The 13,975-nt window shown below is 65.3% G+C and carries 17 protein-coding genes; 5 read left to right on the top strand and 12 right to left on the bottom strand.

Annotated features, from left to right (window positions below; all coding sequences use genetic code 11):
• The first annotated feature begins 35 nt into the window (after positions 1-35).
• Positions 36-1,133, top strand: coding sequence for a glycosyltransferase family 2 protein (locus tag ACEN2S_RS19210; protein ID WP_441869293.1), 1,098 nt, complete (start codon positions 36-38; stop codon positions 1,131-1,133).
• 137 nt (positions 1,134-1,270) lie between these two features.
• The gene (locus ACEN2S_RS19205) at positions 1,271-2,239 is read left to right on the top strand and encodes a phosphoadenosine phosphosulfate reductase (RefSeq protein ID WP_441869290.1); all 969 of its coding nucleotides are present in this window, start codon (positions 1,271-1,273) and stop codon (positions 2,237-2,239) included.
• A 37-nt stretch (positions 2,240-2,276) separates the two neighbouring features.
• Here the strand turns inward: ACEN2S_RS19205 and ureG are convergent, their stop codons facing one another.
• The 12 genes from ureG to ACEN2S_RS19145 all read right to left on the bottom strand — a co-directional run bounded on the left by ureG (position 2,277) and on the right by ACEN2S_RS19145 (position 9,782).
• The gene (gene ureG, locus ACEN2S_RS19200; protein ID WP_441869287.1) at positions 2,277-2,888 is read right to left on the bottom strand and encodes an urease accessory protein UreG; all 612 of its coding nucleotides are present in this window, start codon (positions 2,886-2,888) and stop codon (positions 2,277-2,279) included.
• 40 nt (positions 2,889-2,928) lie between these two features.
• A complete protein-coding gene (locus ACEN2S_RS19195; RefSeq protein ID WP_441869284.1) occupies positions 2,929-3,564 on the bottom strand; it encodes an urease accessory protein UreF in 636 nt (211 codons plus the stop codon).
• A complete protein-coding gene (locus ACEN2S_RS19190; protein ID WP_441869281.1) occupies positions 3,561-4,175 on the bottom strand; it encodes an urease accessory protein UreE in 615 nt (204 codons plus the stop codon). The genes ACEN2S_RS19195 and ACEN2S_RS19190 overlap by 4 nt, the downstream gene beginning before the upstream one ends.
• 142 nt (positions 4,176-4,317) lie before the next feature.
• Positions 4,318-4,551, bottom strand: coding sequence for a hypothetical protein (locus ACEN2S_RS19185; RefSeq protein WP_441869278.1), 234 nt, complete (start codon positions 4,549-4,551; stop codon positions 4,318-4,320).
• A 174-nt stretch (positions 4,552-4,725) separates the two neighbouring features.
• Positions 4,726-5,037 carry a hypothetical protein gene (locus tag ACEN2S_RS19180; protein WP_441869275.1) on the bottom strand — a complete coding sequence of 104 codons (312 nt, stop codon included), beginning with the start codon at positions 5,035-5,037 and terminating at the stop codon, positions 4,726-4,728.
• A 117-nt stretch (positions 5,038-5,154) separates the two neighbouring features.
• Positions 5,155-6,864, bottom strand: coding sequence for an urease subunit alpha (gene ureC, locus ACEN2S_RS19175; protein WP_441869272.1), 1,710 nt, complete (start codon positions 6,862-6,864; stop codon positions 5,155-5,157).
• A gap of 124 nt (positions 6,865-6,988) precedes the next feature.
• Positions 6,989-7,315 (bottom strand): hypothetical protein, encoded by a 327-nt coding sequence (locus ACEN2S_RS19170; RefSeq protein WP_441869269.1) that lies wholly within the window; start codon positions 7,313-7,315, stop codon positions 6,989-6,991.
• 7 nt (positions 7,316-7,322) lie between these two features.
• A complete protein-coding gene (locus ACEN2S_RS19165; protein ID WP_441869266.1) occupies positions 7,323-7,724 on the bottom strand; it encodes a lysozyme inhibitor LprI family protein in 402 nt (133 codons plus the stop codon).
• Between the two features lie 35 nt (positions 7,725-7,759).
• The gene (locus ACEN2S_RS19160) at positions 7,760-8,065 is read right to left on the bottom strand and encodes an urease subunit beta (RefSeq protein WP_441869263.1); all 306 of its coding nucleotides are present in this window, start codon (positions 8,063-8,065) and stop codon (positions 7,760-7,762) included.
• A 4-nt stretch (positions 8,066-8,069) separates the two neighbouring features.
• A complete protein-coding gene (locus ACEN2S_RS19155) occupies positions 8,070-8,639 on the bottom strand; it encodes a HupE/UreJ family protein (RefSeq protein ID WP_441869261.1) in 570 nt (189 codons plus the stop codon).
• Between the two features lie 10 nt (positions 8,640-8,649).
• Entirely contained in the window at positions 8,650-8,952 is a 303-nt protein-coding gene (locus ACEN2S_RS19150) for an urease subunit gamma (protein WP_441869258.1), read from the bottom strand.
• Between the two features lie 8 nt (positions 8,953-8,960).
• Positions 8,961-9,782: an urease accessory protein UreD gene (locus ACEN2S_RS19145; protein WP_441869255.1), complete on the bottom strand. Its 822-nt coding sequence runs from the start codon at positions 9,780-9,782 to the stop codon at positions 8,961-8,963.
• 197 nt (positions 9,783-9,979) lie between these two features.
• Between ACEN2S_RS19145 and pyrC the strand changes: the two genes are divergently transcribed.
• The 3 genes from pyrC (at position 9,980) to ACEN2S_RS19130 (ending at position 13,663) form a co-directional block, all read left to right on the top strand.
• The gene (gene pyrC / locus ACEN2S_RS19140; protein WP_441869252.1) at positions 9,980-11,023 is read left to right on the top strand and encodes a dihydroorotase; all 1,044 of its coding nucleotides are present in this window, start codon (positions 9,980-9,982) and stop codon (positions 11,021-11,023) included.
• 106 nt (positions 11,024-11,129) lie between these two features.
• Entirely contained in the window at positions 11,130-11,810 is a 681-nt protein-coding gene (locus ACEN2S_RS19135; RefSeq protein WP_441869249.1) for an orotate phosphoribosyltransferase, read from the top strand.
• A 341-nt stretch (positions 11,811-12,151) separates the two neighbouring features.
• The gene (locus ACEN2S_RS19130; protein ID WP_441869246.1) at positions 12,152-13,663 is read left to right on the top strand and encodes a replicative DNA helicase; all 1,512 of its coding nucleotides are present in this window, start codon (positions 12,152-12,154) and stop codon (positions 13,661-13,663) included.
• Positions 13,664-13,975: the final 312 nt, after the last annotated feature.

Genomic DNA, 13,975 nt, shown 5'->3' with positions numbered 1-13,975 from the left:
TGCTAAACAGGGGCAACGCACCGAAGGGGAGGCCGATGACTGCGGGACAAGCTGACCTCAAGCTCCGGTTTCTGGCCGTCACCGCCGTCAAGAATGAGGGGGCGTTTCTCCTCGACTGGATCGCGCATCACCTGGTGGTGGGGTTTGATCATTTCCTCATCTATTCAAACGATTGCGACGACGGAACGGGCGAGATCCTCGACCGGCTGGCGGCGCTTGGCCTTGTCACGCATGTGCCGCAAACCGGCCCCTACCCCAAGGGTCCGCAATGGGAGGCGCTGAAACAGGCCGACAAGCATCCGCTGGTCAAAGCCGCCCCATGGCTGATGTTTTTCGACGTCGATGAATATGTGAACATCCACGCGGGCGGCCACCGCCTGCCCGATCTTCTGGCCGCCCTGCCCGAGGCAACAGCGATCCCGATGACCTGGCGGCTGTTTGGCAATGATGGCGTGATCAGCTACCGCGATCTGCCGATGACGCAGCAGTTCCGCCGCGCGGCGCCTGCGGTGATGGGCTGGCCCTGGCGCGCGGCGATGTTCAAAACCCTGTTTCGCAACGATGGCTGCTACCGCAAGCTCGGCGTGCACCGCCCCCGCAACCCCGACCCCGCCCGCCTCAAGACGCAGCGCTGGTTCGACGGCTCGGGCCGCGAGATGCCCGCGCTGTTTCACAGCGGCCGGGTTTTCTCTGCCTTTGGCCGGGATAATTATCAAATTGTTCAGCTGAACCACTATGCGCTCGGCGCGATGGAAAGCTATGTGGTGAAATGTGACCGGGGGCGCGCCAACCGCGGCGCCGAGGGGTTTGACCTGTCCTATTGGGTGGAGCGGAACTTCTCCAGCGCCGAGGACAGCTCCATCTCCGCCCTGGAAGAGCCTGTGGCCGCCCAGCGGGCGACCTTTGCGGCGGATGCGGAATTGCAGCGCCTGCACGCGGCTGCCGTCGCCTGGAGGCACAATAAGTTTCAAGAGCTTATGCTGAATGACGCCGCCCGCGACATGTTTGGCCGCCTGATGATGACTCCGCCCAGCCAGCCGATCAGCGGCCCCCGCGCGCAGTATATGGCCGAACTGAATGCGCGGGCCTTTGCGCATCATCAGGCAACAATCCCGCCGGAGGCCGAGGATTGACCACGGGACTTGCCCCAATCGCAATCTTTCCCAATCCTGCCCTTATTCCGGGCGCAAAAAGGCCGTGTTACACCTGTCATATTGACACAACGCTTTTGAATGATGCGACCCCCAATGCCCTATGGCGGAGGCCCTGAATGACCCAGACACTGCCCGAGACCGACCTGACCCAACTCAGCGCCGCCGATTGGCTGGCGCGTCTGGAGGATATCGGTGAAGAGGCGGGGTATTTTGAGCCGCTCGGCGCGCGGCATTCTGCCTTTTTTGCCGATGAAGGCCCGGTGCTGCTGGTCACGTTCGAGACGATGAACAGCATCCGTGACAGCCAGGACGATCAGCTGCCGATGGGCTATGCGATCACCCGCAAACATGGCTGGTCGCATCTGTCGATCATTGCGCATGAGGACAGCTGGTACCGCGACCCCCGGGTTTTCGCCTATTTCGACCGGCTGGTGGATGACGCCTTCTTTGAAGATTTCGATCAGGTCGTGTTTTACGGCGCCGGCATGGCGGCCTATGCGGCGGCGGCCTTTTCCGTCACCGCCCCCGGCGCGACGGTGCTGCTGGTGCAGCCACAGGCCACGCTGGATCCGCGCGTTTCAGGTTGGGACAATCGCCACACCGACATGCGCCGCACCTCTTTCACCGACCGCTACGGCTATGCGCCCGACATGATCGAGGGCGCGGGCGAGGTCTTCGTGGTCTTCGATCCCGATCAGCCGCTGGATGCGATGCATGCCGCGCTCTTTACCAAGCCGTTCGTGACCAAGCTGCCCTGCCCCTACGCGGGCAGCGAGGTTGCGGATTTGCTCAGCAGTTTCAAAATCCTGCAGCCCCTTCTTGAAGCGGCCTGCGAGGGGAAATTCACCGCCTCGACTTTCTGGAAGCTCTACCGTGCCCGCCGCAACTCGCCGCGCTTCCTGCGGCAGATCTCGGGGCGGCTCTTGGAAGAGGGACGGCCCTTTCTCAACGCGCTCCTCTGCCGCAATGCCGCCACCCGGCTGAACGGCCCGCGTTTCCGCGCGCGTCAGGGACAACTTGAGGCAGAGCTGAAGGCGCAGGGCCGCTGCCTGCCGCCGGTACGCCGCCCCGAGCTTGCTGACTGACAGCCAAGGGCGGGCGGGCAGCGACGATCCGAGGGGCCTAAAACCCCCCGGCTTCCTCGATGAAGGCCACCACTTCCGGCACACCTTTGCCCGCCCGCAGGCTGGCCATCACATAGGGCCGCGCACCCCGCGCCGCCCTTGTGTCGCTTTCCAGCAGCACCGGATCCACGCCGACATAGGGCGCCAGATCGGTCTTGTTCACCACCAACAGATCCGAACGCGTCACCCCCGGCCCCTTTTTGCGCGGAATATCCTGCCCGGCGGCGGTGTCGATGACATAAAGCGTCAGATCTGCCAGTTCCGGGCTGAAGGTGGCCGCCAGATTGTCGCCGCCCGATTCAATTAGCACGATATCGAGATCCGGGAAGGCCTGCCGCAGATCAGCGATGGCGGCGAGGTTGATGCTGGCATCTTCGCGGATCGCCGTATGCGGACAGCCGCCGGTCTCCACGCCGCGGATCCGCTCCAGGGGCAGCACCTGTGCCTTCATCAGAAACTCGGCATCCTCGCGGGTGTAGATGTCATTGGTGACCACGGCGACCGAGTATTTCGCCGAGAGCGCGCGGCACAATGCGGCGGTCAGCGTGGTCTTTCCGGCACCGACCGGGCCGCCGATGCCGATGCGCAAGGGTCCGTTGGGGGATTTCATCGCGCGCCTCCTAAGGTGAGTTCAGTCGTGTAAGTCTTTATCATGTCTTGAAAATCCGCACTTCCAGATCTTCGTGCCGCATCGCGGCCATATCCGCGCCGAAGGCCGAGGAATGCAGATGCTGCGGTGCGGCCACCGCCGCCGCCGCCACGGTCTCGATGTCGGCGTGCAGCGCCTGCAGGATGCGCTGCCCCTCGGTCTGGCCCAAAGGCACAAAGCGGACCGCGCCCTGAATGAGGTTGGAAAAGAATGCGTGCAGATACATCGCCACCACCCGTTCGGGCGCGAGGGCCAGCCCCGCCGCCGCGCGGCCCACCGCCACCGGCAACGGCGCCGGGGGGTGATCTGCCGCCAGCAAGGCATTGGTGGCGCGGGTAAAGGCCCCGCCCTGCGCCTCGGTCTCCTCCGCCCGCTCGGCACTGGCGGCCAGCGCGCGGGCAAGATCGGTGAGCGCTGCGTGATCGGCCGCCGGATGCAGCGCCTGCGCCAGCAGGCAGGCGTCGAGATGACCGGAGCCGAAGCGCAGAATGTCGCGCAGCCAGCCCTCAATCTCTGCCCCCGTGCGCAGTTCGCCCGCGACGATCGCCGCCTCCAGCCCGTGGGAATAGGCATAGCCGCCCACCGGAAACGCCGGGGACAGCCATTGCATCAGGGTCAGCAGATCGCGGTCGCTCATGTGGTGCCGCGTGGGCCGGGCAGCGGCGCCATCAGCGGGGCATGGCTGTGGTCCGCGCTGTGCCCCGTGGGCCCGTGGCTGTGCCATTGGCCGTCGCCGTGATGGTGCAGACCGAAAGCCTCGGGGCTTTGCCCGGGCGTGGCAATGCTCGCCGTGCCATGCTCATGCCCCATGGTGCGGCCATGGCCATAGGCGCCACCTTCGGGCGTAAAGGGTTCGTTGGAATAGGAAATATCCGCGCCCAGCTGCCGCAGCATCGCCTCCAGCACATGATCGCGGGCGATCACCAGCCGGTCGGCTTCAATCTGACAGGGGGTGTGGCGGTTGCCGATATGCCAAGCCAGGCGCGGCATGTCACCGCGGACCGAGACCACGTCTTCGACATCGGCGGTCACTTCGATCAGGCGGCCATCTTCCAGGCTGAACGCATCGCCCTGATTGAGGCTGACGGTCTCGGCCAGATCGACCAGAAAGGCCATGCCGGCCACCGTGACCAGCCGTTTGCGGCGCAAGAGACGCTCGGCATAGCTCAGGCTGACGCGGTCGGCGGCGGGGCCCAGCGGCTGCCACTCATCGGCGCGCAGGTAAAGATGGGAATGCGGCAGGCTCATGCGCGCTCCTTTCCGGTCGGGTAACGGGGATTTCGGCGATACGACGGGGCCGCCCTCTGGACGACCCGGCTCAGTATCGCGGTCCCTGCCCCGCCCGGCAAGCTTGCCGGGCCGGTTGGAGCGGTCGCGCCCTGCGAGAGGCTCAGATGTAGAAGCGGTCGCGGAAGACGTATTGGGCGATGCGGTCGCGTTTCACGCCCAGTTTGGCGAGTTCGGCATCGGTCATCTCGTTCAGACGGGTGATTTCCGCCATACGTGCATGACGTTCCATGTAGGCGGCAAGGCCTTGGCCGAGACCCTCGAAGAATTGGGCAACGGATTTGCCAAAGCTTTTGTTGCGGGCGGCGGTGGCGTGGGCGGTGCTGGCGAAGGCCATCTGGTATCTCCTTAGGCTTGGGATCATGTCCCCCTTGCTCTTGAAGATAGGACAGACCCGCTGCCGTAACCACCGACAATGCGGCAAGCCTGCCATGCGGTTTCTGCATTGCAGCGTCAAAATTCTGCAATGCAGCTATGCACTTGCGGCAACCGTCTTCGCCAGCTGCCCAATTCAGCAGCGATAGGCCTGCGCCTTCAGCTCGTAGACCGGTGCGCCGGGCACCACGGGGTCGAAGACCGCATGCGTTGCCCCGGCTTTGCGGGCATCGTCGAGAATCTTGTTGCGCGCATAGCTGACGCCCTGTTGCGCCAGCACGCCATAGGTTGGCGGCGCCATGGTCACCGTGGCGAGAAAGGTGCAGCTGGCCACCGCCGGTGCCTCGACCACCTGCACGCCGGAGGCGCCGCGAAAGCCCGGATCGTTGCACCCCATCAGGGCCAGCGGCACGAGCAGCGGCAGGAGCATATGGCGGGATTTCAGCATGATGCGGCCTTTCAGCGGGGGATGTCAGCGGCCCGCATGCTGACGCCGCCCCGAGGCTGGCGCAAGGGGCGGCGGTTCGCAAATGCGTGAAAGGTGAGCGGTCCGGCAAGTCTTTGCTCAGTAGAGGAAATACCGTTGCGCCAGCGGCAGCTCTCCCGCCGGTTCGCAGGTGAGCAGCTCGCCATTGGCGCGGACCTCATAGGTTTCCGGGTTCACCTCAATCTGCGGCATCTCGGCATTGTGGATCATATCGGCCTTGCCGATGCCGCGGGTGTTTTGCACCGCGAGCATCTCCTTGGCCACGCCGAGCCGGTCGCGCAGCCCCTCGCCCAAGGCCGACGCCGAGGTGAAGACCACCGCCGAGCGTTCCACCGCCCGGCCATAGGCGCCAAACATCGGCCGCGTGTAGACCGGCTGCGGCGTCGGGATCGAGGCATTCGGATCGCCCATCTGCGCGCAGGCGATCATGCCGCCGATCAGGACCATATCGGGTTTCGCGCCAAAGAACGCCGGGGACCAGAGCACCAGATCGGCGCGTTTGCCCACCTCGATGCTGCCCACATGCTGCGAGAGGCCCTGCGCGATCGCCGGGTTGATGGTGTATTTCGCGATATAGCGCTTGGCGCGGACGTTATCATTCGCCCCGGTCTCTTCCGCCAGACGGCCGCGCTGCAGCTTCATCTTATGCGCGGTCTGCCAGGTGCGGGTGATCACCTCGCCCACCCGTCCCATCGCCTGACTGTCCGAGGACAGGATCGAGAAGGCACCGATGTCATGCAGAATGTCTTCCGCCGCAATCGTCTCGCGCCGGATCCGGCTTTCGGCGAAGGCCACGTCTTCCGGCACCTTTTTGTCGAGGTGGTGGCAAACCATCAGCATGTCGAGATGCTCTTCGATGGTGTTCTTGGTGTAGGGCATCGTCGGGTTGGTCGAAGACGGGATCACATTCGGGCTGCTGACCACTTTGATGATGTCGGGCGCATGGCCGCCGCCCGCACCTTCGGTGTGGAAGGCGTGGATGGTGCGGCCCTTGATCGCGGCCAGAGTGTTCTCGACAAAGCCGGATTCGTTCAGCGTGTCGGTGTGGATCATCACCTGCACGTCATAATCATCCGCGACGCCCAGGCAGCAATCAATCGCGCCGGGGGTCGTGCCCCAATCCTCATGCAGTTTCAGACAGGCCGCACCGCCGAGGATCTGCTCCTCCAGCGCGGCGGGCAGGCTGGCATTGCCCTTGCCCGCAAAAGCAAGGTTCATCGGAAAGGCATCCGCCGCCTGGATCATCCGCCCCAGATGCCAGGGGCCGGGGGTGCAGGTGGTGGCGAGCGTCCCATGCGCGGGGCCGGTGCCGCCGCCCATCATGGTGGTCAGGCCGGAATGCAAAGCGTCTTCAATCTGTTGCGGGCAGATGAAATGGATATGCGCGTCAATGCCGCCGGGGGTCAGGATGCGCCCCTCGCCCGCGATCACCTCGGTGCCAGGGCCGACGATGATGGTGACGCCGGGCTGCGTGTCGGGGTTGCCTGCCTTGCCGATGGCGGCGATCCGGCCGTCTTTCAGGCCCACATCCGCCTTCACGATCCCCCAATGATCAAGGATCAGCGCATTGGTGATGACGGTATCCACCGCCCCGCCCGCGCGGGTGACCTGAGACTGGCCCATACCGTCGCGGATCACCTTGCCGCCGCCGAATTTCACCTCTTCGCCATAGGTGGTGAAATCCTTCTCCACCTCGATGATGATCTCGGTATCGCCCAGACGCAGCCGGTCACCGGTGGTCGGGCCATACATATCGGCATAGGTGGCGCGGGAAATACGGGCGGGCATGGCGGTCCTTTCCGGGGAGGGGTCAGCAGGGACGGATCAGCAAAAGTCAGTCAGAGGGCCCCGAGACAGGGCGCTTGCAGGTCTTTCCGGGCGGCAGCTGAGCGCCGCCGCCCGGGGTTGATTTTCACGCCCCTGAGGGCAGTTGCGGGCCCAGCCGCGCGAGGCGGCGGGCGTTGGAGGCGGTTTTGCGGCCAATGGGTTTCAACCCGGCGCGCATCACATTGGTGGCGGATTCCCCCGCCATCGCCGCGCGTCCGACAGCCATCATCGACGCCGCCGCCGCGACCTGCTTTTCCCGCACCATCCGGTTGTTTTCGGCCGGGTTCGTGGCCCAAAGCCCCATCATCCCCGCCATGCGCATGGCGATGACGGCCTGCGCCTCAACGCCCATCCGGGTCATTTCAAACCCGAGTTTCCATGCATCGAAGGGATTAAACACCATCTCCATCATCGTGGTCTCAATTCTGCTCAAAGAGCGTTCGCAGCGCTTCCGTCCGCGCCCGTGTCACATCAGCCAAACAGCCGTATACCACGGTTTGTTCCATTGAGCCGCCGTGCATCATCCACCCCTCGGCGGCGCAGGTGGCGTCGCGGTAGGGCAACCAGGCGCGTTGGGCCACACGCAGCGCCTCTTCGGCGCCGCGATCCCCTTCGGGCTGATAGGAATCGATCTCCTTCATCGCCGCGACGGCCTGGGCATAGGTCTCGTTCAGATCGCCATCGGCGGATTTGAAATCCTCGGCGGCGCAGGCGGTGATATCGGCCTGCACCATCGCATTGTCGCAATCGATCTGTTGCGCGAAAGCGGCGGGGGCGGCCAGCAGGGCTGCGAGCAAGGGCAGGAGAGAGCGTTTGTTCATGGAAAAGACCTTTTCGGCTCGGGCATGGATGTCCCTTACAGCTTTCCCATAACCTGCTGATTGAAGCCATAGACCTCACGCGCGCCCGAGAGCGGCACCAGCGAGACTTCGCGCCTCTGCCCCGGCTCGAACCGCACGGCGGTGCCCGCGGCAATGTCCAGCCGCTGCCCCCGCGCGGCGGCGCGGTCAAAGCTCAGGCCCGGATTGGCCTCGGCGAAATGGTAATGGCTGCCCACCTGCACCGGACGGTCGCCGGTATTGGCCACCATCAGCACGGTGACCGGCGCCCCGGCGTTCAGCTCAATCTCGCCCTCGGCGGGGAAAATCTCACCCGGAATCATCGGCTCACCCCGCCACGGCAAGGGCCAGGCCCGCCGCCATCATCGACCCGCCCATCAGCCGCGGCGCGAGCGCGCCCAGCCGCGCCAGCCCGGCGCCCAGCACCAGCCCCGCGCCGTGCAACGCCGCGGTCGCCAGCGCAAATCCCGCCGCATATTCCGCAAGGCCCACGCCCAGCTCGGCCCCTTCGGCCCCATGCGCCACCCCATGCGCCGCACCAAACAGCGCGAGCATCGGCAGCATCAGCATCAGCGGCATCCGGGCCGCCAGCGCAACCGCCGCCCCCAGAAGGATGATCGAGGCGAGAATCATCGGCTCCACCCCGGCCAGCATCCCCTGACCCGCGCCAAAGGCTCCGCCCGCCAGCATCGCGCCCACAAAGGTCAGCGGCGCCGCCCAAAGCGCGCGCCCCCCCGCCACGGCGGCCAGCAGCCCCACGCCCAGCATCGCCAAGAGGTGATCAGTGCCCGTCAGCGGATGCAAAATGCCCGCGCCAAAGCCGAACACCTCATGCCCCGGATGCGCGAGCGCGGCCGTGGGGGTCAGGGCAGCAGCAGCAAGGATCAGTTTCTTCATCGCGGTCTCCTCAGCGGATCGGGTGGTGAACGGTGACAAGTTTGGTGCCATCGGGGAAGGTCGCCTCGACCTGCACCTCATGGATCATCTCGGCAATGCCGGGCATGCAATCGGCGGCAGCGACGACGCCCGCCCCCGCCTGCATCAGATCGGCAACGCTGCGGCCCGCCCGCGCGCCCTCGACCACGAAATCGGTGATCAGCGCGATGGCCTCCGGGTGGTTGAGCAGAACGCCGCGCTCCTTGCGGCCCCGGGCCACCATCGCAGCAAGGCTGATCAGCAATTTGTCTTTTTCACGCGGGGTCAGGTTCATGCCATTCCTCAGATCTGCCAGACACGCGGCAGGGGCGCGCCCTGCCGCAGAATTTTCAATATCGCCGCCAGCCCGCGTTTCAGCGGCAGGCCGTCGGCCGCATGGGCGCGCAGGATCAGCCGCCCGTCCCAGCCCGACACCGCAAAGCTGACATCCGGAAGGGTCAGGGCGCGCAAGGCCGCCACTGCCGCCTCGGCCCCCGGCACCACCAGCGCCAGCGTGGCGAAAGCCCGCGCCCCCTGCAAGAGCGCGGCACTGGGGCGCAAGGCGGGCGTGTCGAGCGCGAAAGGCTCCACCCAGACCGGCCGCCCCGCGCGCCAAACCTCACGCCGATCGGAAAACGCCAGATCCGTCACCGTCTCGCCCATCGCCGCGCGGCCCAGCACCACCATCTCGGCCATCAGCAGCCGCGCATCCGGTGCCAGATCCACCCGCGTCAGCCGCGCCAGACCCGAGCCCTGATAGAGGATCGTCTCCTGCGGCAACCAATCGAGCCTACCCCCGGCCCCCACCTGCATCATCACCCGCATCGCGGCCCGGCCACCGCCGCTGGCATAGGCCCGCTCGGCGGTCTGAGTGGTGGCGACAGCGCGCGCCCCCGCCCCCAGATCAAGGCGGAATTCCAGGTCATCACCGCCGGTCAAACCCCCGGAAGTGTTCAGAAAAACAACTTCCGGCACCGGCGCGTGAATGCTGGGCAAAAACGCCTTGGCCGAGCCCGCCTGCGCCAGATCGCGCAGGCCCAGACTGCCCCGGCCATCGGGGCCAAGGGCAACCAGCGCCCGTCCCCGGGCCCGCTGCATCATCATCTGAGGGTGCGCATCATACATACGCCATCTTTGCGGCAGCGCCCCGGCGGATGCCATGCCCGCCGCGCCCCGGCGCAGCCCACGCCCTCCTTCGCCGCGCGATACGCCGAAAATTGCATCATATAGATCAAAATATAAGCAGATGACGAAATCCAACCCCGATGGAAAATCATCACCGCCCACTGGAAAAACGCCCCCGCCCGGTGTAGGGCAAATCCATGACCCAGAGCCTCACGCTTCCGCGCCCCGACGACATGCACCTGCACCTGCGCGATGGCGCGATGCTGCAGGGGATCCTGCCTGAAACCGCCCGGGATTTTGCCCGCGCGATCATCATGCCGAACCTTGTGCCCCCGGTGGTGACCGCCGCCGATGCAATCGCCTACCGCGACCGCATCCTGGCGGCCCTGCCCGAAGGCATGGCGTTCGAGCCCCTGATGACGCTCTATCTGACCGAGGCAACGGACCCTGCCGATGTGGCCGCCGCCCATGCCTCGGGCCTCGTGAAAGCGGTCAAGCTCTACCCCGCGGGCGCCACCACCAATTCGCATTCCGGCGTGTCGAATTTCGACAAGGTGCGCGGTGTGCTGGAAAAAATGGCCGAGATCGGCCTGCCGCTTTGCATGCATGGCGAAGTAACCACACCCTCGGTGGACATCTTCGACCGCGAGGCGGTGTTCATCGACACGGTGCTCGACCCGATCCGTCGCGCAACCCCGGGCCTGCGGGTGGTGATGGAGCACATCACCACCAAACAGGGCGTCGATTACGCCCGCGCAGGCGGCGATGACCTTGCGGCCACGATCACCACGCATCACCTGATCATCAACCGCAACCACATCCTCGTGGGCGGGATCAAGCCGCATTACTATTGCTTGCCGGTGGCGAAACGCGAAGAGCACCGCCTCGCGTTGCGCGCGGCCGCCACCTCGGGCGAGGCACGGTTCTTCCTCGGCACCGATTCCGCCCCGCATATCGACGCGCTGAAGGAACATGCCTGCGGCTGCGCGGGCTGCTTCACCGCCACCAATACCATGCCGCTCTTGGCGCATGTGTTCGAGGAAGACGGCGCGCTGGAGAAACTCGAAGCCTTCGCCAGCCGCAATGGCGCCGCCTTCTACCGCCTGCCGGTGAACGACGCGCAGCTGACGCTGGTCAAATCCGCAACCCCCACTGAATGGCCCGAAAAAATCGAAACCGGCGCCGGGCCGGTGACCGTCTTTGATCCGGGCTACCCGGTCTTCTGGCGCGTGCAAGACTGACAATTCTCCTGGCGCAAATACCTCCGCCGGAGGCGTCTGCCCCGGCCGGGGCCGCTCCGCGGGAGGTATTTGGACCAAGAAGAAACACAACGATAGGACCCCCGAGATGATCCCCTCCAGCTTCCCCCCGAAAGAAGAAATCGCCCGCCTCACCGCGCGGATGCTTCTGGAAATCAAAGCCGTGCATTTCAACGCGGCCGAGCCCTTCACTTTGGCCTCGGGCCTGCCCTCGCCGACCTATATCGATTGCCGCAAGCTGATCTCCTATCCGCGCATCCGCTCAACCTTGATGGATTTTCTGGCCGTCACCGTGATGCGCGACGCGGGCTTTGAGGCCTTCGACAACATCGCGGGCGGCGAGACGGCGGGGATTCCCTTCGCCGCTTTCGTGGCCGAGCGTCTGGCGCTGCCGATGACCTATGTGCGCAAAAAGCCGAAAGGCTATGGCCGCAACGCCCGCATCGAAGGCGCGATGAGCGAAGGCCAGCGGGTGCTTCTGGTCGAAGACCTGACCACCGATGGCGGCTCAAAACTCTCCTTTGTGGATGCGATCCGCGAGACGGGGGCCAGCTGCGCCCACACCGCCGTGATCTTTTACTACGGGATTTTCGAGGGGACCGAGGCGCGTTTGGGCGACCATGGCGTGCAGCTGCATTACCTCTGCACCTGGTGGGACGTGCTGGCCGAGGCGCGGGCGCAAGGCGCTTTTGACGCGGCAACGCTGGACGAGGTCGAGGCCTTCCTGAAAGCGCCGCGCGCCTGGCAAGAGGCCCGCAAACCGGCCTGAGCCAGAGGTCCCCGCGGCACCCCTGCAACGGTGGCGGAGAAGATCCGCCGCCGCTTCGCCTTTTCTGGGGATAAGCCTGTGGGCAATGCGGGGGTAAACTGCGCCATTGAGCCCGTTATGGCCGATTCCCCCCGCAACCTCGACGGAGCCCCCCCTGATGTGGTAAGCTGCCCGCCATGGCACCCCAGATCTGGACCTCCGCGCGCAGAACCCACAGGTTTATCCCCAGGGTTATCCTTTTTGCCATTTCGCGCCGGTGCCGGTATGGCGGGCGCTTGGTCCCGAAACGCCCCGACAGGCCGCACCACATGACGGCCTGCGAGAGACAAGTTGAGGCATAGATGAACGAGATCGCGATCCTTCCGAATGGCGGCATGCCCGCAACCTATGGCACCGATGCGACGCCCGAGGCCCTGCCGCATAACGTCGAGGCCGAGCAGCAATTGCTGGGCGCGATCCTGACCAACAACGACATTTACGACCGGATCGCCGCTTTGCTGAAGGCCGAGCATTTCTATGAGCCGGTCCACCAGCGCATCTTTGAAGTGGCGGTGGCGCGGATCCAGAAAAACGCCCTCGCCTCGCCGGTCACGCTGAAAGGCTATCTTGAGGATGACGACGGGCTGAAGGAACTCGGCGGCCCTGCCTATCTGGCGCGGCTCGCCGGGGCGGCGATTTCGGCCTATGCGGCGCGGGACTACGCGCAGATGATCTATGACCTCGCCGTGCGGCGTGAGCTGATCCGGCTGGGCCAGGATATTTCCGCCCGTGCCAGCCAGATCGCCGTGCATGATGACCCGCGCGAACAGATCGTGGCGGCAGAGCAACATCTTTATAAGCTCGGCGAACAGGGCCATGCGGAAAAGGGCTTCGTCTCTTTCCTGAAAGCGGTGACCGAGGCGGTGAATTCGGCCAATGCCGCCTATCAGCGCGACGGCGGGCTGGCGGGCGTTTCCACCGGGTTGCGCGATCTCGACAAAAAGCTCGGCGGTCTGCACCCTTCCGACCTTCTGATCCTCGCCGGGCGCCCCTCGATGGGGAAAACCTCGCTGGCCACCAACATCGCCTATAACATCGCCAAAGCCTATAAAAAGGGCCGCACGCATGATGGCCATGAAGGCGCCATCGAAGGTGGCGTGGTGGGGTTCTTCAGCCTCGAGATGTCCTCTGAACAGCTCGCCGCCCGGATTCTCTCCGAGGCGGCCGAGGTCCCCTCGGAACAGATCCGCCGCGGCGATATGACCGAAGCCGAATTCCGTCGCTTTGTCGAAGCCGCCAAGATGCTGGAAAGCTGCCCGCTCTTCATCGACGACACGCCCGCGCTGCCGATCAGCCAGGTTGCCGCCCGCGCCCGCCGCCTGAAGCGGACGCATGGGCTCGATGTGCTGATGGTCGACTATCTGCAGCTCCTCAAAGGCACCGGCGGCGGCAAGGACAACCGCGTGCAGGAGGTCTCGGAGATCACCCAGGGCCTGAAGGCCATCGCGAAAGAGCTTAACATCCCGGTCATCGCCCTCTCGCAGCTGAGCCGGACGGTGGAAAGCCGCGAGGACAAACGCCCGCAGCTCTCCGACCTGCGCGAATCCGGCTCGATCGAGCAGGATGCCGATGTGGTGATGTTCGTCTACCGCGATGAATATTATAAGGAACGCGAGAAGCCGGGCGATCATGAGCTGGAGAAAATGGCCGCCTGGCAACAGCTGATGGAGCAGGTGCACGGCAAGGCCGAGGTGATCATCGGCAAGCAGCGCCACGGCCCCATCGGCCATGTCGAGCTGGCCTTCGAGGGGCAGTTCACCCGCTTCAGCGATCTGGCCCGCAACTGGCAGGGCGACAGCCACGATTCCTACTGAAAGTGCCACGGGCGGCCTGCGCCTCCGGCGGGGATATTTGAGATCAGGCAAAGCACCGGGCGCGCGCGCCCCATCCCTCCGCCTGCGCCCCGGCCCTCTCCCCCAAGGCCTGCACCTGCCCGGCGCCCAAACCCGCGCCGCATTTCTTCTTGGCGAAAATACCTCGGGGGGGAGGCCGCAGGCCTGGGGGGGAGGGCCCCCCCCCTTCCCCCCCCCTCCGCCGCTCGCACCACCTTCCTCCTTCCCCTGCCGCCCGGCCTGTCCAAAACACGCTCCTGCCCCCGGAAACCCGCACCCTGATCTTGACACCAT

Source organism: Phaeovulum sp. W22_SRMD_FR3 (assembly GCF_052113705.1).
In the GTDB taxonomy this organism is placed as follows: Bacteria; Pseudomonadota; Alphaproteobacteria; order Rhodobacterales; family Rhodobacteraceae; genus JBGQOG01.
This window is presented reverse-complemented; position numbering and strand designations above follow the sequence as displayed.